Genomic DNA, 19,558 nt, shown 5'->3' with positions numbered 1-19,558 from the left:
GCCATGAGCAGGGAGAGGTATCGCAATAAAATGATGTACCTTTCACGATGGATGTTTATGATCCTTGCATGGGGGCTTGTTGTCAGTGTAGTGGTTCAGACGTTTTGGGCGGGGATGGCCATCTTTAAGAATCCCGTATATTGGAAGAATCACATGATGTTTGTCCATTTTTTTGAGATTGTCCCCATTCTCATGCTGATTGTTGCGTTCACGGGGCGGCTTCCAAAGAAGTTGTGCTGGCAGAGCGCTGGATTGTTGGGGCTCCTTTTTATGCAGTACTTCACGGCCAACTTGAAAAGCGTTGGTGCGTTTCATCCCGTGATTGCCTTGGGCCTATTTTGGCTGTCTTGGAACGTGGCGAGACTGTCAGGAACAAGTCATTTGTTTATGGAACAGGGAGGAAAAGAGAAATGAAGAAACTGCTTTTGGTTCTCTTCACAGCTGTATTTGCCGGGTTTCTTGGGGGATTGGTTCTGTCGGAAATCATTGCAGTGGCGGCCCGTCTCCTCCTGGGTCCGTCCCCTTGGCTGAAATGGCTGAAATACATGCCGATCTATCTGGCCTTTTTTGTTGCTGTTGCTACCTCGATCGCATTACACCGTAAATCAAACAGAGGGGATAGGTGAAAATATGGATTTTTTAATAAAATTCAGCCTAAAAAATGCCGTAGCTGTATTTATGATTTCTTTTCTTCTTGTTCTAGGAGGTTTGTACTCATTCTCCTCTTTGAAAATGGATTTGCAGCCAAATATTGAGTTTCCACAGCTATCGATTGAAGTCGTTTACCCGGGAGCATCACCTGAAGACATCAATGAACAGGTCACTTCGAAGTTAGAGGAAAAGTTTACATCCCTTGAGGGAATGAAAAAAATGCAGAGCTCTTCGTTTGAAAGCATTGCGATCATCAACCTTGAGTTTCCGTTTCATACCGATATGGAGAAAACAGAACGGCAAGTCGATGCATTAATAAAAGATACAAAGCTTCCTGATCATGTTCAAACAAAAATTAATCGTTTTTCGACTGGTTCATCCCCCATTTTGAACATCTCTTTATTTGCGAAAAAAGATGTGGATTTGCAAAAGCTATTGGAACAAAATGTGATTCCTGAATTGAATAAAATAAATGGCGTTAACTCTGTCTCCGTTGGCGGAATGAAAGATGATGTGGTGCAAATAACGATTGATAAGCAAAAAGCGCTGCAGGCAGGATTAAGTTTATCGCAAATTAAAGATCAGATTAGCGAAAAGTTCCTTTCGTTCCCTGCCGGAAGCGTAAATATTGACACATTGCAAATCCCTGTGCGCGTGCAAGAAAAACTGGAAACGGTTGAAGCGTTAAAGAACATGCCGTTAATGTCCTCACTTACTCCGACATCGCAAGTGGTAAAATTAAAAGACATTGCGAAAATAGAAACGAGGACAGAGCAGCCGGAAATAACACGCTACAATTTGAAAGACTCCCTTTCCATGGCGATCACGAAAAAACAAGATGCCAATACGGTAGAAGTGGCCGACAAAGTTATTAAAGTATTAGATGCCCACAAAGATGAATTTGATTATGCGATCAGCTTTGATACTGCAGAAGCCATCAAAAAATCCGTCGAATCGCTTATCCGTGAAGGACTATTAGGGGCTCTATTTGCTTCCATTGCCGTGCTTGTGTTTTTGCGCAACGTGCGCGCGACTGTGATTGCTATTGTTTCCATTCCATTATCCTTGTTAGTGGCGTCGATTTTCCTACATCAACTCGATATTTCGTTAAATGTCATGACACTTGGTGGAATGGCGGTGGCGGTTGGCCGCGTCGTTGATGATAGTATTGTCGTCATCGAAAACATTTTCCGGCGGGCTCGCAAGTCGAAAAACGGTCTGACAGATGAACTTGTTCAAGATTCGACAAAAGAAATTTTAAAGGCGATTACCTCATCAACGATTACAACGGTTGTCGTCTTTTTACCACTTGGCCTTGTTGGAGGAATTACAGGTGAATTTTTCTTGCCATTTGCGTTAACGATTGTTTTCTCATTACTTGCGTCATTGCTTGTTGCGGTCACGATTGTGCCGATTTTAGCGAAATTCTCTTTTAAAAAAGTTCCGCCTGAAGAAAAAGAAGGAGTGTTGCAGCGTGTTTATGGGCGAGTCATTGCTTGGGCATTAAGCCATAAAGCGGTTATTTTATTAATGTCGGTTATGTTGCTTGCTAGTTCTGTTGCGCTTGTCCCTAAATTAGGGTTCGTGTTTTTACCAAATGAGGAACAAAAGACGCTAGTCGCTAGCATCGAGCTCCCTTCTTCGACATCGCTTGAAAAAACAAACGATGTTTCGTTAAAAATTGAAAAGATGTTTGACAGGCAAAAGGAAATTAAAGAAGTGACCGCAGGAGTTGGCAGCCGCGATTTTCGTACCGGATTGAAGCGGCAAAATCAGGCAAATTATTTCCTTAGCTTAAAAGAAGACGTAAATGTCGCTTCTTTTATAAAAAAGCTGGAAAAAAACATGCAAAAGATTGTTGACAAAGAGGTGCCGGGCACAAAGCTTGGCGTGCAAGAACTGCAGGTGGGGCCACCTTCTAACAATAATATTAATCTAGATTTACATTCGAACGATTTGGCTTCCTTACAAAAGGCAGCGAAGCAAGTGGAAGAATACTTGAAGAAGCGTACAGACTTAAAATATGTAACAAACAACTTCGCGGATAAACAAAAGCAAATCATAGTTGATATTGATCCAGAAAAAGCAGCGGCTTATGGAGTATCCAGCTTCCAAATTCTCGGAACGATTGCAGATGAAACGAAACCGGTTGATGTTGGCACGCTGGAGCTTGATGGCGTTGAATGGAAAGTTCAATTGACATACGACAAACGCATTGATGCTGTTGAAGAGTTAAAAAATGCACTCATTTTCACAAAACGCGGGTTTGTTCCTGTATCAAAACTGGCAACTGTTAAGGAAGTGGAAACGTATACATCGATTCAAAAGTTAAATGGAAACGTATTCGCTCGAGTGTCAGCGCAGATTGTAGGGGATAATATTCAAAAAGTGACCCAGGATGTCATTGAGAAGCTGGAAAAAGACGTTGATTTACCAAGAGGTGTGTCATTGGAAAGCGGTGGAGGGAGCGATGAGACGATTGAAACGTTCCAACAAATTGGTTTGGCGATGGTCGTTGCCATCGGTCTGGTATATGTTACGATGCTGATTACATTTGGAAAGGCACGAATTCCTTTTGTCATTTTATCTTCGCTCATTTTCGTTCCGATTGGTTCGTTTCTCGGATTGTATGCTGCTAATGAACCGATGTCGGTCAGTGTGATGATTGGGTTGTTAATGTTAATTGGCATTGTTACAACGAACGCCATTGTTCTTGTGGATCGCATCGTGCGAAATCGTGAGCAAAAGGGAATGGCCATTCGCGATGCACTCATTGAGGCAGGAAAAACGCGCTTGCGTCCCATTTTCATGACAGCGTTTGCGACAGTAGCTTCCCTTATTCCCCTTGCATTGACGAAAGCATCAGGAACGTTAATTTCCAAAGGGCTGGCTATTACAGTGATCGGCGGTCTCACTTTGTCTACATTGCTCACGTTGATCATCATTCCGGTGATGTATGAACTGTTCTTTATTCGACAAGTGAAAGCAGAAAGAAACAAATAAACAAAGAGAGGTTGGCCATAGCTCTCAAATTAAAAAAAAGAATAAATATTATGCCTTATTGGATCACTCTTTTTGAGGACATGATCATGTCTGAGAAAGGGTGGTTTTGTTGAAGACGTCCAACAAAATGGCATTGTTGTTTAGATGGATGAAGAAGCATGTGATCGCGCAAAGAATTGGAACATATGGTCCGAGACCATCCATTTATTCCAGGAAAGGGGAAGTTGCGCGCCCATGATTTCGTGGCGCTTGGCACCTTTCTTCAGGAAGATGTATGTGGCATGCCTATCTTTGTATACGCTCACAGCCAACGCCTCCCCAAATGAAGGGTGAAGCCTTGGAGCTGCTCGCTCCAAGGCTTCACTTGATGGCTATGGAGATACCCTCTTTTTCCTCTTTTACCGAAGAACACTTCTGTACACGATTTGAGGAGTTTCCTGCTCCTGCCTGAGCTCCCTTTCCTTCATGGCAATGGAAGAAACTCCTCTTATTCATTACAATGAAAGTAAATCGTCAGCGCTTTGTCCACACATGACGATGAATGGGAAAACGCAAAGTGGATGAGGAAAGGATGGGGAAAGATGAAACAGACCTCTGCGCCCGATCCGCTGCGGATCAAAGTGCTCATTGCCGATGACAATTCCTTTGTCCGCGAAGGGCTGCGGATCATCTTAAGCACGTATGACGAGTTTGATGTCGTCGCGACCGTAAGTGATGGGAAAGAGGCGGTGGAATATTGCCGGCATCATGAAGTCGATATTGCGTTATTGGATGTGCGCATGCCGAACATGAACGGCGTCGAAGCGACGAAGCTCATCTGTGAGCAGACGAAGACAAAGCCGCTGATTTTGACGACGTTTGATGATGATGAGTACATTATGGATGCCATCCAATACGGCGCAAAGGGATATTTTTTAAAAAATACCGATCCAGAGCGAATCCGGGAAGCGATCAAAGCCGTTTATCACGGTCAAGTGGTCATGCAAGAGGTGGTCATGGAAAAAATCAAGTCCAATCTCAAAGAAGAAAAAGGACCGACGCCGAAAATCGACAAACGTCTGTTTACTGAGCGAGAGTTGGACATTATGGCGCTCATTGCGAAAGGGCTTTCGAATAAAGAAATTGCCAGCCAGCTATTTATCTCCGAGGGAACGGTGGCTAATTACATTACGTCCATTTTCAATAAAACGGGATTGCAGCATCGAACGCAAATCGCTGTTTATTACCTGACGGGGAAAATCGGTTGAGGGAGCGGTATGGAACGTTTGCTTCTGTTTTACAAACTCATTGTATGGGGATATGCAGCGCTTGATTATATCTCATCGGAACAGAGGAATGAATCTTGGTTTGTCTTGTCCTCTCTCATTTATTTTTGTCTCAGTTTGTTTGCTTCTATCGTTCGAAATGTAAGGTGGAAAAAGGGAGCGGCGCTGTGTTCCGTTTTCCTTGTGATCCTTTCAAGCGCCTATGTGGAGCCGTCATTTGGTTTATTGCTGTCTCTCAATGGATATGAGTTGGCTTCGTTCTATATTCCCCGACTATGGGGGATATGGGTGGTGCTGCTTGTTCCCATTGTTTGGCTTGGCCCTTCGGCAGCGAAATTGTATGGTCTTGTGGCGTTGTTCAGTCTTGTCAGCGTGACGACAGCCAAGCGCCATCTTGAGCGGATGAAACAACAAGAAGATCGTTTGGATCAACTGCGCAACGATTTGCATCGGCTGACAAGGAGTGTCAACGAATATCATCAATATATCAAGCAATCGGAATATATGTTGCAATTAGAAGAGCGAAACCGTCTGTCACAGCGCATTCATGACCAAATCGGCCATTCGCTGACGGGGGCGCTCATTCAGATGGAGGCGGCCAAACGGTTGATGGATGGAGACCGCAACAAGGCAAAACAATTGTTGGAAAACGCCATCCACATTTCCAAAGAAGGCATTGAACAAATTCGGATGACCTTAAAACAGATGAAACCGCCGCCTGAGCAAATGGGGATCAATCGGGTGAAATTATTTATTGATGAGTTTTCCGCCCAACATCATCTCCCGATTCCACTCGTATGCAAAGGGGATCTGGATGTGATTACGCCAATCCAATGGAAAGTCATTTATGAGAACATTGCCGAGGCGTTGACGAATGCGATCAAATACGCCGAGGCCACCGCCATTGCCGTTGAGATTCACGTCTTGAATCGAGTCATCAAGGTGGAAGTGAAAGATAACGGGAAAGGTGCGACCAAGATCAAGAAAGGGCTTGGGATCATCGGCATGGAGGAACGGGCGGCCTCTGTTCATGGCACGGTCATTGTCGATGGGACAAACGGGTTCTCTGTCACAACGTTGCTTCCGATTCATGAGTAATTCGTGAATTTTCTCATGTCAACGAGATGAATTCCTGCACTTACAGGAGTTCATCTTTTTTTCTATAATCAATAACACCAAGTATGGAAAGAAGGTGGAACGGTGAACATGTTGGAAATCAAGCAGGTCACGAAAAAATTTGGCGACTTCATTGCGGTGGATCATATGTCCCTCTCTGTCGCCGAAGGAGAAATCTTTGGCTTTCTCGGAGCCAACGGAGCGGGAAAAAGCACCACGATCAATATGATTGCCGGGTTGCTGCGCCCGAACGCAGGTGAAATCAGGATTCTCGGCAAGGACATCACTAGGCACCGCCAGTTTGCCAAACGACAGATCGGCATCGTGCCTCAAGAAATCGCCATCTATGAAAATTTGACGGCGTATGAGAATGTAGAGTTCTTTGCCGGATTGTATGGACTGCGCGGCGCGGAGCTGCGCCAGCGGGTGGAAGAGGCGCTTGAGTTTGTTGGCTTGAGTGATAAACGCAAACGTTATCCGAAGCATTTCTCAGGCGGGATGAAACGGAGGCTCAATATCGCCTGTGCGATCGCCCATCGGCCGAAGCTCATCATTATGGACGAACCAACAGTCGGCATCGATCCGCAGTCGCGAAATGATATTTTAGCTTCGGTCAAAAAGCTCAATGACATGGGATGTACGATTATTTATACAAGCCATTACATGGAGGAAGTTGAAGAAATTTGTACACGAATCGCGATCATTGATCATGGAAAGATCATCGCAGAGGGGACAAAGGAGCAATTGGAAGCGATGATTACCGATACAAAAGATATTTGGATAGAAATCAGGGGCATGGATCAGCTCAACAAGCAGCATCTGCAAGACATTCCCGGGGTCAAGGCGGTGCAATGTGAAGAAAATATGATTAAAATCAGTTCGGACATCAATGTCAATAATTTAAATCAAATTGTGCAATGTCTGATCAATGACGGGGTGGAGATCCGGTCGCTCGAAGACCAATCACCGAATTTAGAAACCGTTTTTCTTACGCTGACGGGGAGAAATTTGCGGGATTCATGACCGATCTTTCATTGTGCAAAGGAGGTGCTTCTTTTGAATATTGTTCGGATCGCGGTAAAGGAGATCAAAAGCGATTTTCGTGATGCCCGGACGCTGTTTTTCATGCTGCTGTTTCCGATCGTACTCATGTTCATCTTAGGAACAGCCCTTTCTCACGCGTTCCAATGGACGATTTCCATCGGTGAGGTACGCGTCTTCTACAAAGACCAAACAGCCGGGCAGTTGTCGGCATCTATTCACGCCATGGCTCAAGAGGCGAAGAAAGCCCATATCGATTTTCAAAAGGTGCCGGACGATATGAATGGAAAGCAAGCGGTTCAGGAAGGAAAAGCCGATGGATACGTCGAGATCGGCCTACACGGAGTTGAATTGTACACCAATGAACGCAACCAGATCAAAGGGGGCCTTGTTGAGGGGGCGATGGCCGCGTTTGTGGGCCAATATCAGCTGGCCATGGCCGTTTCGCAAGGGCAGCCGGGTTCGTTTCAGCCCAATCGAAATCCGCATGAGGAGTACATTCAAGAACGATCGCTGCGTTCCAAACGAAAACCGGGGGCGATGGATTATTATGCGGTGGCGATGACGACCATGATCGCTTTGTATAGCGCATTGCCTGGCAGCTCTTTGTTGCGGGGAGAGCGGACGCGGAAGACGGCTGACCGCCTTTTGGCGGCTCCTGTTCGCAAAAGCGAGATTTTTATTGGAAAACTGGCCGGAAACATCGTGGCGAATTTTCTTTGTGTGGCCGTAGTGATCTTGTTTAGTAAACTTGTTTTTCACGCGTATTGGGGGCGTCACTTCAGTCTCGTGTATTTGCTTCTGTTGACTGAGGTGGTATTGGCCATAAGCTTTGGGCTAGGGATGAGCTATCTGGCAAGGACAGAAGGAGCAGCGCGAACGATGGCGATGGTCCTCATTCAGCTTGCTTCTTTTTTCGGGGGTGCTTATTTTCCGATCGATGAAACGAAGTGGTTTGCTCATTTGTCGCCGCTTTCTTGGATGAATGAAACGATTTTTAAAATGGTATATGCCAACGATGTGTCCAGCGTGGTTCCAACCATGCTTCTCAATGTCGGTCTAGCGGCGTTGTTTTTATTGATCGCAGTGGCGTCTGTAGCGAGACGGGAGGGATTATAGGGTGAACGATGTGATTTGGTTGGTGAAGTATACGTTAAAGCGAACGTTCCGTCGAAAAATCAATTTTTTGTTATATTTTGGCACGCCGTTGGCGGCAATCCTTTTGTCTTTGTTTGCGGCCGGGGGCAACCCTGTCAAGGAGGTGCGCATCGGGATCGTCAATGAGGATCATGGACGGATTACCGATGATACGATCCATTTTCTGAAAAACATTGACCATCTATCAGTGAAAAGCGTCAAGTTGTCAGCAGTGGACGACCAAATCACCTCGCAAAAGGTGGATGGCGTGTTGATTTTTCGCCAAGGGTTTTCCGAAAGTGTCCAGCACGGCCAGCCTCGGCCGATTGAACTCGTCTCGCTCAAGGGAGCGGAAATCACTACGTTTATCAAATCATACTTGCATGAATACATTGATCATCTGGCCACATTGGGGCGATTGGCCAATGGAAACAACGATCTCTTTTGGAAAATGTATGAACGGTATCAACACGCACCGTTCCGGTTGGCTATTCATTCATTATCCGATACATCCAAACAAAAAGCGATCACGTATCAAACGATCGGCTACTTGCTCATGATCATGTTAATGTCAGCGGGAAATTTGACGGAGATCATCATCAAAGAAAGAGAAGAGCGCACGTATTCTCGATTATTGACGACACCGATTCAAGCCAGAACGTATGTGTTATCGAATGTTGTGGTGAATGTGTTGGTCATAACGGTACAGATTATCGTGACCTTTGTGGCGATGAAAAACATCTTTCATATTTATCCTAACGTTCCGATGTGGCAAATGGCCCTCGTACTTTTCGTTTTCTCTTTATCGGCAATCGGGTTGGCTTTGATTACGGTGATGTTGGCGAACAGCTCCACCTCCGCCGGAGCGCTGCAGCCATTGATCACCGTTCCGACCTGCATGCTGGCCGGCTGTTTTTGGCCCGTCGAGTTGATGCCGAAGTTTTTGCAAAAGGCGGCGTACTTTCTACCGCAACGGTGGGCGCTTGATCTCTTGGTGAAGCTGCAGGAGGGGCGTTCTTTTGGCAGTTTGTATTTGCATGTGTTGATTCTTCTCGCTTTTGCACTGACCTTTTTCCTTATTGCCGTTTATAAGTTCAACCGAGGCCAACAGAGTGGACAGTTTGTATAATGGTTTTCGGTGATTGCAGGCCGGTATGTTTGAATCTGCCATTTCCCAAGTTTGCGCGGCAAGTTTTCTTTTGCCCATCATGGGGCTGTATGGCTGTGGTGTTCATTCATATCGAACGGGAGCGTAAGGCACAACCGAAGAGAACGGTTGCGCCTTATTTCTTGGCCATGGGGAAGTATCTATGGCATTTTGGAGGATGATGCTTATGCTAATAGTGCCATATTCCTAAACGGAAAAGGCTGTGAAAGGAGAAGACAGATGATCAACATTTTTCTTGATCCTGGGCACGGCGGGAACGACACCGGCGCGGTCGGCAATGGATTGCGAGAGAAGGACATCACGCTGTTCATCGCCTTGGAGATGCGCCGCCTTTTGCAAAGTGAGTACGAAGGAGTTTCGGTGCAGCTGAGCCGGACCAACGATGAGACGGTCTCGCTCAACGAGCGGACGGAGCGGGCCAACCGCTGGGGAGCCGATGTGTACATTTCCATTCACGTAAATGCGGGTGGGGGCACTGGATATGAAGATTATATTTATCATCGGCTCGATGAGGATTCTCTAGCGGCTCGCATTCGCGATGCCATTCACGAAGAAGTCGTCAAAGCCACAGGATTTCGCGACCGCGGGAAAAAGAGAGCAAATTTTCATGTGTTGCGGGAGACCGCGATGCCAGCTGTGCTCACGGAGAACGGATTTATTGATCGAGAAGAGGATGCGAGAAAACTGAATGATACCCGTTTTTTGCGCATGGTCGCCCGCGGGCATGTGAATGGGTTGGAACGGGCGCTTGGGCTGCGGAAAAAACAAAAAACAGCATTGACCCGCGTCATTGTCGATGGGACGCAAGTCGGCGCATTTGCCGAACGGGAAAACGTGCTTCGTCAAGTCGAGCGGCATTTAGGGAGAGCCAGACAGATTGTGCTTGAACAGGTGGGAGAATGATAGGGAAGCTTGCTTCGTCTCGGCGGGGCAGGCTTTTTTTGTCCATTTGTCTTAGTGGAACCGCCGCTTCCTTCTTTGTCCACACGTCATATGAGTATAGCAACGTAATGAAGGAAGGAGGAAGAACATGTTTGGCTATTCCATCGTCCAGTTGGCCCGCCGCCATGCGGGGCGTCTTGACCGTCCTCTCCGTCACGCGCTGGTCAGTATGTACAAACCGATGACGCGCATGCCGTGCATTTTTCACCGTTGGATGGAGCGGTGGCTGCGGAAATGGCGGAGGCTTTCCGTCTTGATTGAAGTCGAAAATGCTGAAGGGATGGAAGCAGTGGCCAAGGCGGAACGCGATCATTTCCGTATGACAGTACGCCACCATTTTCGCCATGTTCCCTTCTACAGCGCAAGGGTGACACCTGCGGCGCTCGAGCAGCTGCTTGAGCATCCAAAAGTGAAAAAAGTGTATCTTAACCGCACCGTCAAAGCGTTATTAAACAACGCCGTGCCATCGGCGAATGCGAAACACGTCACCGTCAATGGAACCGAGCTGAGCGGCAAAGGGGTGACGATTGCGATTGTCGACACCGGCCTTTACCCGCACCCGGATTTAGAAGGACGGATTGTGGCGTTTGCTGATTTGGTGAATGGCCGCACGGCACCGTATGATGACAATGGTCACGGAACGCATTGCGCCGGCGATGCGGCCGGAAACGGGCGCATGTCGGACGGGCTGTATGCCGGACCGGCGTATGAGGCGAATGTCGTGGGCGTCAAAGTGCTCGACCGCTCGGGAAGCGGAACGTTAGAAACCATTATGCGCGGCATCGAATGGTGCATTGATTACAACAAGGACAACCCGGACAAGCGCATTCATATCATTTCTTTGTCGCTTGGCGGGGAGCCGCAGCCGTTCCCGGCCGAAAATGATGATCCGCTCGTGCAAGTCGCGGAGCGGGCGTGGGAGCAGGGGATTGTCGTCTGTGCGGCAGCCGGAAATGAGGGGCCAAATTACGGGACGATTTCAAGCCCGGGTATTAGCGACCGCATCATTACCGTTGGAGCTCTTGATGACCGTAATACGGGGGAAACGCGCGCCGACGATGACGTGGCGTCGTTTTCGAGCCGAGGGCCGACCGAGTACGGGGTGACCAAACCGGATCTCGTCGTTCCCGGGGTCAACATTATATCGCTTCGCGCCCCGCGTTCATTTCTTGACAAGATGAATAAGCAAAGCCGGGTCGGTGACCATTATATATCGATGTCTGGTACATCAATGGCGACGCCGATTTGCGCCGGTATTGTCGCGTTGATGCTTCAGGCGAAACCAACTGCGACGCCGGATGAAATCAAGCAGGCGTTAAAAGACGGCGCCGATTTGTGGAAAGGGCGCGACCCGAACGTATATGGGGCGGGTTACGTGAATGCGAAGCGGGCTGTCGAGCGGCTGCTGCAGCGCTAGAAAAAAGAGGGAGGCGATCATTGACCGCTTCCCTCTTCATTGTCTTCGCGGTTGTTATAATCGTATTTCGACGGGTCGATCGGTTTGAAGCCTTTCGGCGTATAGAACCGGAGCAAATCGCCGTAAACGACTTTATCCGACAGATCAAGTTTTGTCCGAACGATTTGTTCCAGGCGCTTGATTTCCGGTGTTTCTTCAAGTGGTTCACCCGTTTTCGTGTCATAGTACTTGCCATTGACAGCCGTTACTTTCGGGGTGACAAAGTCGCCGTTGCGGAACGGAACAATTTCTTGATGATCCGGAGACAGCAAATCCGTTCCGAATTGGACGAAGTTTTTCGTATCGATGCCAAGCAAGTGCAGCAACGTCGGCAACAAGTCGATTTGGCCGCCAAACTCGTGAATGACGCCGCCTTTGACGCCCGGGACGTGGATAAACAGCGGCACCCGTTGCAATTGAGCATGTTCATACGGCGTAATTTCTTTTCCTAAAATTTGCGCCATGGCTTTGTTATGGTTTTCGGAAATGCCGTAATGATCGCCGTACAAAATGATGACCGAGCGGTCGTACAGGCCCGATTTTTTCAGATAATCAAAGAACTCTTTCACCGCTTCATCCAAATAACGGGCCGTTTGGAAATAACGGTCGACCGAGCCGTCGCCTGTCGTCGCCGGCGGGATTGTTGCATCTTCCTCGCTGATCGGGTACGGGAAGTGGTTCGACAGCGTAATAAATTTCACATAGAACGGTTCTTTCAATGTTTCTAACAGCGGGATCGACTCCCGGAAGAACGGTTTGTCTTTCAGACCGTAGTTCAAGACGTCTTCGTCGTTCATATCATAATAGCTCGCGTCAAAGAAATGGTCAAAGCCGAACGACTTATAAATTTCATCGCGGTTCCAGAACGTTTTGTAGTTGCCGTGGAAGACGGCGCTTGTATAGCCGTATTGGTGCAAAATGGCCGGAGCCGCATGGTACGTATTTTGCCCTTTGGTTGTAAAGACGGCACCTTGTGGCAGGCCGTACAACGAATTTTCCAACATAAACTCCGCGTCCGACGTTTTCCCCTGTCCAGTTTGATGGAAAAAGTTATCAAAATAGAATGTATTCGGATCGCGGGTGAGCGAATTCAAGAATGGGGTGACTTCCTGCCCGTTCAGTTTATAGTTAATCACGAAGTTTTGCAGCGACTCTAAATGAATGTAAATGACGTTTTTCCCTTTCGCCACGCCGAAATATTTCGGATTCGGTTTGGCATACGTCGCCTGCACATAGTTCAGCACGGTCGTGATATCGCTTTTGTTCGCAAACGCCCGCTGTGTTGATGATTTCATGCTTTGGAACGCGTCATAAATCAAATAGTTGTATACACCTAAATATTTGACGATATAGTTGCGGTCAAATGTTCTTGTCAAGAGCTGCGGGCGGTCAGCCTCAGCAAGCGCCAAGTTAATGCTGAACATCAGAATGGCCGAAGCGAAAATGGCGCCTTTTTTGAACCGGCCGGCCCGCACTTTCGGGAGCGGGAATCGTTTCGAGAAAACGAGTACGGCCAGAATAATGGTGTCCAAGAAATAGAACACATCATACCAATGAATCAATTCCCAAATACTTCCGCCTAAATCACCGAAGTTTTTCGTTTGGGTCAACGTCGGGAATGTAATGAAATCGCTGAAAAAACGATAATAAACGATATTGGCGTATAAGATGAACGATAAAATGAAATTAATAATAATGAGCCATTTGTACACCCGCGTTTCCTTGGCCAACAGCGCCAACCCAAGGAAGAATACCGCCGAGCTGATCGGGTTGATGAACAATAAAAACTCCTGCATGGAGTTGCTGATGCCAAGGTTAAATTCCGCTAAATAGGCGGCGTACGTCTTCAACCAAAATAAGAGCACGGCAAAAATAAAAAAGCCAATGTATTGGTTAGGGAGAGAACGACATGTTTTCCACCATTTTTCCCAAATTGCCCTCACGTCCTCTTCTCCTCCTTTGTCCCGTATTCTTAACGATGGTTCTATGTTTATATCAACAGCCGTTGCCCACAGCCACAAACGTTTTATTCTTACATGATTTTACATCGGAACGTCTCCATGTCAAGTAGCATAATACGTCTGTTGCCAAAAGTCAATGGAATGTTTTTATGGGACTGGTGCAAGCCCCTCTTCTGCGCTTCAATGCCTTTGTGCCCCCTAGTCGGACTGCCATTCGCTATTCATATAGACGAACGGAGACGGAAAAGGTTTCAATGTATCCATATTCTTGGAGCCGATGGCCATGCCCTTTATCCATTCTATTATGCAGGAAAAATGATATGATGAAAATTTGTTTAGAGTACCCGAACAAGCTTGTTTTTGGTATATTTTTTCTATGCATCATCCACAACTATAAAGAGGCGATTATGTGAGCGAGGGGGAAGGGATGGGGCTTTGAATACGAACCGTAAATTTTTCGATCCGCCGAAAGTGTTAGTGTCCGGCTTTGCCTTGATTATTTTGGTTGGAGCTTTTCTGTTGATGCTGCCGACGGCGACCGTTGACGGGAAAGGACTTCCGTTTTTAGATGCCTTGTTTACGGCGACGTCTGCTACGTGCGTGACCGGGCTTGTTGTGGTTGATACGGGCACGACGTTCACGTTGTTCGGCCAGCTGGTCATTTTAACGCTGATCCAAGTGGGCGGGCTTGGATTTATGACATTTGCTACGTTGTTTGCCTTTTTGCTTGGCAAACGCATTTCGTTGAAGGAGCGGCTCATCCTTCAAGAAGCGCTCAACCATTTGACGATCGAGGGCATCGTTCGGCTCGTGAAACGTATTTTTCTTTTTACCGTTGTCATTGAAGCGATCGGCGGGGTGTTGCTCTCGATCCGCTTTGCTTTTGACATGCCGCTCGGCCGGGCGATGTATTTCGGCTTTTTCCATGCGATTTCGAACTTTAACAACGCCGGCTTCGATCTAATGGGCGAGTTTCGCAGTTTGACCGGCTATGTGGAAGATCCGGTCGTGAGTCTGGTTGTGCCGACTTTAATTATACTGGGCGGCATCGGATTTATTGTCATGAATGAAGTGTATGAGTACCGGCAAACACGGCGGCTGTCTCTTCATACAAAAGTGGCCGTCGTCACGACCGTATGGCTGGTGCTTGTCAGCATGGCGTTCATTTTAGTGTTGGAGTGGAACAATCCGAAGACGATGGGGCCGCTGTCGCTCTCAGGCAAGTTTTTGTCCGCGTTTTACCAAGCAGTCACCCCGAGAACAGCAGGATCAAATACGCTGAACATCCCGGATTTGACGCAGCCGACGCTGTTTCTCATCATTTTTCTCATGTTTGTCGGCGCTTCACCGGGTTCGACAGGCGGCGGGATTAAAACGACAACGCTCACAACCTTGCTTGGCGCCGTATGGTCGCAAATTCGCGGGAAAGAAGATGTCATTTTGTTTCGGAAACGCATTGTGTACGATACGGTATACAAGTCTCTGACCGTGACGATGAGCGGATTGTTTGTGGTTATGTTTGTCACGATGATGTTGACGATCACTGAAAAGGGAAAAGACTTTTTAATGATTTTATTTGAAGCGACATCCGCGTTTGGGACGGTTGGACTATCGATGGGGTTGACCCCGGACTTGTCCCCGTTCGGTAAGGTGATCATCGCACTAACGATGTTCGCCGGCCGCGTCGGCCCACTGACGGTCGCCTATGCGGTCACGCTGCGCCGTCAGCCCGATCCGTTCCGTTATCCGAAAGGGAAGATCATGATCGGATAGAACAAAGCGAGAAAAGAAGCAAAATGAAAAGAGGATGAGCATATAGGCTATCCATCGTGAAAAACAGCAAAAAAGCGGGGGAAATCGTCATTTTTTTCATCTTTTCCTCGTTTACAACCAATATAGCGAGGAGTAATATATGGAAACAGAAACCTGAAGATGTGTGCGCTGAATCCGTCACGGAGCGGGGGAACCAAATGTTGCAACGTTCTGTTGCTAGGGGTGAATCCGACAGGACGGGCATCTCTCCAAGCCCGAACCCGACAGCTAACCTCGCAAGCGTTTTGGGGAGGGATGGGTATGGCCTTAGAGCCTACGTAGCCGTTGAGCGCACCCTCAACGGCTTTTTTGCTTGTGTGTCAGTTCACAATCTAGGGAGGAATGGAAGCATGGCTTCACTGAAACGATTGTTGATCGGAAAACCGATGGAGACAAAAAGGCTAAAGCATGAAAAATTGCCCAAATGGAAGGCGTTGGCGGTGTTTTCTTCCGATGCCCTGTCATCGGTGGCCTACGCGACAGAAGAGATTTTGCTTGTGCTTGCATTATTAGGGACAAGCGTCTTTTTCTACTCGCTGCCGATCGCTGTGGCGATTTTAGTCTTGCTCTTGTTAGTGACCTTGTCGTATCGGCAAATCATTTACGCGTTTCCGTCTGGAGGCGGGGCGTATGTGGTCGCCCGAGACCATTTGGGGACGAAAATCAGTTTAGTGGCCGGGGCGGCGCTGATGATCGATTATATCTTGACTGTCGCTGTCAGCATCAGTTCTGGCGTGGCCGCGCTGACATCTGCGTTTCCGGGGTTGCTGCCATGGAAAGTAGAATTTGCTGTCGCTCTTGTCTTGCTTTTGATGGTGCTCAATTTGCGTGGCATTACGGAGTCCGCGACGGTTTTCGCCTACCCGACGTATGTGTTCATTGGCTTCGTTCTTGTGATGATCGCTGTCGGCGGGTGGCAGTTATGGCAGGAAGGATGGCATGGGTTTACGATGCATGAGCATGCGTCAACCGTTCACATGTTTGCCTCTGGGTACAGCTTGTTTATTTTGTTGCGTGCCTTTTCGTCAGGATGTTCGGCGATGACAGGTGTCGAAGCCATTAGCAACGGCGTGCCGGCGTTCCGGCCGGACAGCTCAAAAAACGCCGCCATTACCATGGGATGGATGTCCTTGCTGCTAGGCACGATGTTTTTAGGCATCACCGTGTTGGCGGCTGGGTTTGGCGTTACTCCGGCTGAACATCAAACCGTCATTTCGCAAATCGGGCGCCATGTATTTGGGAATGGTCTTTTGTTTTACTTGTTTCAGCTGGCGACGATGGTCATTTTGGTGCTTGCGGCCAATACAAGTTTTGCCGGGTTTCCGCAGCTGACGTCAATTATGGCGAAGGACGGTTTTTTGCCGAGAAGCTTGGCGGCCCGGGGCGATCGCCTCGTATTTTCCAATGGCATCATTTTATTGAGCGTGCTGGCGATCGTATTGATCATCGTGTTTCATGCAGAAACTCATTCGCTCATCCCGCTTTACGCGGTCGGCGTCTTTCTTTCCTTTACCATCGGCCAGAGCGGGCTGATTAAAAAATTATGGAATCGGGAAGAAGGACGGAAGATCGGCGTGCTGTTTACCGTTGGAACGGGAGCGGTTGTCACCGGAATCGTCACCCTTGTCACGATGGTCGCTAAATTTACGCAAGGAGCGTGGATTGTCATTGTGGCGATTCCGCTGTTCGTCTGGATGTTCATGCGAATTCATGAACATTACAAAAAGCTTGGCGAGCAGCTGCGGTTGGACGAACGGGAGTGGCAACAGCGCGAAAAAATGTGGAAGCCAAAAGTCATTATTCCCATTTCCGGCGTCAGCAAAGTAGTTGCGCAATCCGTCCAGTACGCTCGCAGCATTTCCGATGACATTACGGCGGTGTCGATTATTTTTGACGAAAAAGACGAACAAAAGCTGCGGCAAAAGTGGGAGAAGTTTTATCCGGACATTCCGTTGGAAGTCATCTATTCGCCATATCGAACCATTTTGTCGCCCTTGCTAGAATACATCACGAAAGCGGAAAAAGAAGCAGACCGCGCGCCGGTGACGGTGCTCTTGCCTCAATTTATCGTAAAAAAATGGTGGCATACATTTTTGCATAACCAAACCGCCATCATCTTGCGCTTTTTCTTGATCATGAAAAAAGATGTGGTCATTGCGACGCTGCCGTATCATTTGCGAGAATAATTGTCGAGAAAAGGGGAAACATTTCCCCGGAAATCGATGCGTGTCGAATGGCAAAAAAGTCCCCTCTCCGTACGAAATTGCATATCGTACGGCAGGGGGGATTCCTATGTGGTTATGGGTGTCCATGATTTTGCTCGCTTTCAGCGTGAGCATGGACAGCTTGAGCGTAGGCATTACGTATGGAATGGGTGGTGTCCGTTTTTCCTTTTTTTCGTTGGCGCTTATCGCATGCATGTCTGGAATGATGGTGTTTGCGTCCATGAACATCGGCCGTCTGTTGGCGCTTGTTTTGCCGTTGCAAGTCGAGCGAGGGCTTGCTTCGGTCATTCTCATGGCGCTTGGCGGTTGGGCGATTTATAACGTCTATAAACCAAAGGGAGACGGAAGCGAGTTTTCTATGGAGTCTGATGAAGCAGGGGAGGCTAATCGATTCAGCGGCGCTGTTCAAGTATTGAAACGCCCCGAACTTGGCGATCTTGATCGTTCAGGCACGATTAGCCAAAAAGAAGCGCTGTTGATCGGGATCGCTTTGTCGATGGATTCATTTGGCGCCGGGATCAGTTCGTCGCTCTTGCATTTTCCGCCGCTTTCGTTTGCCCTGTTGGTTGGCGTGTTTACTCTCATGTTCATCCGAGTCGGCTTATCGTTGGGGTATATGGTGTCGAAAACGGGGATCATGAAAAAAGCGACAATGCTGCCTGGGGTTGTGTTGATCGTCTTGGGGTTGATCAAATTATTTCGGTGACACCATTTTGGCAGCTTGTTCGTAATTCAAGTGTGAAATAGGATGAAAAAGGAGAGAGGTCCGATGTGGAAAAAGTTTTTATCGAAACTCGGCATTGGCGCTGCAAAAGTGGATCTCGTGCTGCATCGCCCGCATGTGCGCCTTGGCGAAACATTGGAAGGGGAATTTTTGCTGGAAGGTGGTTCAGTCGCTCAACAAATCCGAAAATTGGACGTTCTGTTGCAATTGGACGTACACGCGGAAGGCAAGGGATATCGCCGAACCGCAGCGGTGATTCCGGTCGCTTCCTCGTTTACGATTCAACCCGGTGAGCGGAAAGTGCTCCCGTTTTCGTATACACTGCCGCTCCATTTGCCGATCAGCCGTCCCACGGTCCGTTATACGTTCGTCACTCGGCTCGATATTGCCGATGGGGTGGATGCGTATGACCAAGACGGCATTCACATTTTGCCGCCGACGGCCTTGGAGCAAGTGTTTTCCGCTCTGGCGGCCTTGGGATTCCGGGAGAAAGCGACATCCGGAAGCATTACGCCGCATGGCCAGGAATTTTCGTTCTTTCCGACGAGCGAATTTCAAGGGATCGTCCAAGAAGTCGAGTTTTTTGCCCTCGTCGAGGAAGAAGGGGTGCGTTTGTATATGGAGGTGGACGTCCGCCACGGCTTTGGCGGGGAACACGAAATGAAACAGGAGCTGTTGATCACTTACGAACAGCTTCGCGATTCGGTGACGGCAGCCCATCTGCTTCGAGAAGCCATCGAAGAGGCGGTGCAGGCGGCTGGGACGTTTGGTCAGCTGAACGGGCATCCGTTGGCAACGCCACATTCGCCTGTTTATAGCCATCCAGTTGGCCATTATTCACCCATCCATCATTCGCACCATGGTGGACACGGGTGGGCTGGTGCCATTGGCGGATTTGCCGCCGGGATGCTGGCGGGAATGGTGGCAGAAGAGCTGCTTGACGATGTCGTCGACGATGTCGCTGATGGGTTGGACGTCGATGATTGGTTTGATGGCGGCGATGGGTTTGATGGGGGAGATTGGCTGTAATGATGATATGGAAGGCGCTTCGCATTTC

The 19,558-nt window shown here is 48.2% G+C and carries 15 protein-coding genes and 1 riboswitch; of the genes, 14 read left to right on the top strand and 1 reads right to left on the bottom strand.

Annotated elements, in window-relative coordinates:
• Positions 1 to 3 precede the first annotated feature (3 nt).
• The 10 genes from ETC05_RS13915 (at position 4) to ETC05_RS13870 (ending at position 11,740) form a co-directional block, all read left to right on the top strand.
• Positions 4 to 414, top strand: a complete 411-nt coding sequence (locus tag ETC05_RS13915; RefSeq protein WP_171661267.1) for a DUF6220 domain-containing protein — start codon at positions 4 to 6, stop codon at positions 412 to 414.
• Positions 411 to 626 (top strand): DUF5957 family protein, encoded by a 216-nt coding sequence (locus tag ETC05_RS13910; RefSeq protein ID WP_171661266.1) that lies wholly within the window; start codon positions 411 to 413, stop codon positions 624 to 626. Before ETC05_RS13915 ends, ETC05_RS13910 begins: the two co-directional genes overlap by 4 nt.
• Positions 627 to 630: 4 nt before the next feature.
• Entirely contained in the window at positions 631 to 3,654 is a 3,024-nt protein-coding gene (locus ETC05_RS13905; RefSeq protein ID WP_171661265.1) for an efflux RND transporter permease subunit, read from the top strand.
• A gap of 581 nt (positions 3,655 to 4,235) precedes the next feature.
• Positions 4,236 to 4,901: a response regulator gene (locus ETC05_RS13900; protein ID WP_033023639.1), complete on the top strand. Its 666-nt coding sequence runs from the start codon at positions 4,236 to 4,238 to the stop codon at positions 4,899 to 4,901.
• A gap of 9 nt (positions 4,902 to 4,910) precedes the next feature.
• A complete protein-coding gene (locus ETC05_RS13895) occupies positions 4,911 to 6,017 on the top strand; it encodes a sensor histidine kinase (RefSeq protein WP_031406085.1) in 1,107 nt (368 codons plus the stop codon).
• 102 nt (positions 6,018 to 6,119) lie between these two features.
• Positions 6,120 to 7,058, top strand: coding sequence for a daunorubicin resistance protein DrrA family ABC transporter ATP-binding protein (locus tag ETC05_RS13890; RefSeq protein WP_031406083.1), 939 nt, complete (start codon positions 6,120 to 6,122; stop codon positions 7,056 to 7,058).
• Between the two features lie 33 nt (positions 7,059 to 7,091).
• Positions 7,092 to 8,195, top strand: coding sequence for an ABC transporter permease (locus ETC05_RS13885; RefSeq protein WP_031406080.1), 1,104 nt, complete (start codon positions 7,092 to 7,094; stop codon positions 8,193 to 8,195).
• A 1-nt stretch (position 8,196) separates the two neighbouring features.
• Positions 8,197 to 9,342, top strand: a complete 1,146-nt coding sequence (locus ETC05_RS13880) for an ABC transporter permease (protein WP_171661264.1) — start codon at positions 8,197 to 8,199, stop codon at positions 9,340 to 9,342.
• Between the two features lie 258 nt (positions 9,343 to 9,600).
• Positions 9,601 to 10,284 carry an N-acetylmuramoyl-L-alanine amidase family protein gene (locus ETC05_RS13875; protein WP_171661263.1) on the top strand — a complete coding sequence of 228 codons (684 nt, stop codon included), beginning with the start codon at positions 9,601 to 9,603 and terminating at the stop codon, positions 10,282 to 10,284.
• A 127-nt stretch (positions 10,285 to 10,411) separates the two neighbouring features.
• Positions 10,412 to 11,740: a S8 family serine peptidase gene (locus tag ETC05_RS13870; protein ID WP_171661262.1), complete on the top strand. Its 1,329-nt coding sequence runs from the start codon at positions 10,412 to 10,414 to the stop codon at positions 11,738 to 11,740.
• A 17-nt stretch (positions 11,741 to 11,757) separates the two neighbouring features.
• On the opposite strand, the gene ltaS is transcribed toward ETC05_RS13870, so the two are convergent.
• Positions 11,758 to 13,722, bottom strand: a complete 1,965-nt coding sequence (gene ltaS, locus ETC05_RS13865) for a lipoteichoic acid synthase (protein ID WP_368668042.1) — start codon at positions 13,720 to 13,722, stop codon at positions 11,758 to 11,760.
• Positions 13,723 to 14,175: 453 nt separating this feature from the next.
• Here ltaS and ETC05_RS13860 point away from each other — a divergent pair, with 453 nt between their 5' ends.
• The 4 genes from ETC05_RS13860 (at position 14,176) to ETC05_RS13845 (ending at position 19,530) form a co-directional block, all read left to right on the top strand.
• Positions 14,176 to 15,513 (top strand): TrkH family potassium uptake protein, encoded by a 1,338-nt coding sequence (locus ETC05_RS13860; RefSeq protein ID WP_171661261.1) that lies wholly within the window; start codon positions 14,176 to 14,178, stop codon positions 15,511 to 15,513.
• 156 nt (positions 15,514 to 15,669) lie between these two features.
• Positions 15,670 to 15,810, top strand: a riboswitch (cyclic di-AMP (ydaO/yuaA leader).
• A gap of 92 nt (positions 15,811 to 15,902) precedes the next feature.
• Positions 15,903 to 17,738 carry an APC family permease gene (locus ETC05_RS13855; RefSeq protein ID WP_171661260.1) on the top strand — a complete coding sequence of 612 codons (1,836 nt, stop codon included), beginning with the start codon at positions 15,903 to 15,905 and terminating at the stop codon, positions 17,736 to 17,738.
• Positions 17,739 to 17,844: 106 nt separating this feature from the next.
• A complete protein-coding gene (ytaF, locus tag ETC05_RS13850) occupies positions 17,845 to 18,483 on the top strand; it encodes a sporulation membrane protein YtaF (RefSeq protein ID WP_031406067.1) in 639 nt (212 codons plus the stop codon).
• Between the two features lie 63 nt (positions 18,484 to 18,546).
• Positions 18,547 to 19,530 carry a sporulation protein gene (locus ETC05_RS13845; RefSeq protein WP_171661259.1) on the top strand — a complete coding sequence of 328 codons (984 nt, stop codon included), beginning with the start codon at positions 18,547 to 18,549 and terminating at the stop codon, positions 19,528 to 19,530.
• Positions 19,531 to 19,558 lie beyond the last annotated feature (28 nt).

The organism is Geobacillus sp. BMUD (assembly GCF_013096845.1).
GTDB classification, from domain to species: Bacteria; Bacillota; Bacilli; order Bacillales; family Anoxybacillaceae; genus Geobacillus; species Geobacillus vulcani.
The sequence above is the reverse complement of the archived record's forward strand: the minus strand, read 5'-3'. Positions and strand labels throughout refer to the sequence as shown.

Excerpts from the sequence above, each read along its gene's own strand:
- ETC05_RS13905 (WP_171661265.1), top strand. The coding sequence starts at position 631 with ATGGATTTTTTAATAAAATTCAGCCTAAAAAATGCCGTAGCTGTATTT.
- ETC05_RS13910 (WP_171661266.1), top strand. The coding sequence starts at position 411 with ATGAAGAAACTGCTTTTGGTTCTCTTCACAGCTGTATTTGCCGGGTTT.
- ETC05_RS13900 (WP_033023639.1), top strand. The coding sequence starts at position 4,236 with ATGAAACAGACCTCTGCGCCCGATCCGCTGCGGATCAAAGTGCTCATT.
- ETC05_RS13845 (WP_171661259.1), top strand. The coding sequence starts at position 18,547 with ATGTGGAAAAAGTTTTTATCGAAACTCGGCATTGGCGCTGCAAAAGTG.
- ETC05_RS13855 (WP_171661260.1), top strand. The coding sequence starts at position 15,903 with ATGGCTTCACTGAAACGATTGTTGATCGGAAAACCGATGGAGACAAAA.
- ETC05_RS13915 (WP_171661267.1), top strand. The coding sequence starts at position 4 with ATGAGCAGGGAGAGGTATCGCAATAAAATGATGTACCTTTCACGATGG.
- ETC05_RS13875 (WP_171661263.1), top strand. The coding sequence starts at position 9,601 with ATGATCAACATTTTTCTTGATCCTGGGCACGGCGGGAACGACACCGGC.
- ETC05_RS13895 (WP_031406085.1), top strand. The coding sequence starts at position 4,911 with ATGGAACGTTTGCTTCTGTTTTACAAACTCATTGTATGGGGATATGCA.
- ytaF (WP_031406067.1), top strand. The coding sequence starts at position 17,845 with ATGTGGTTATGGGTGTCCATGATTTTGCTCGCTTTCAGCGTGAGCATG.
- ETC05_RS13870 (WP_171661262.1), top strand. The coding sequence starts at position 10,412 with ATGTTTGGCTATTCCATCGTCCAGTTGGCCCGCCGCCATGCGGGGCGT.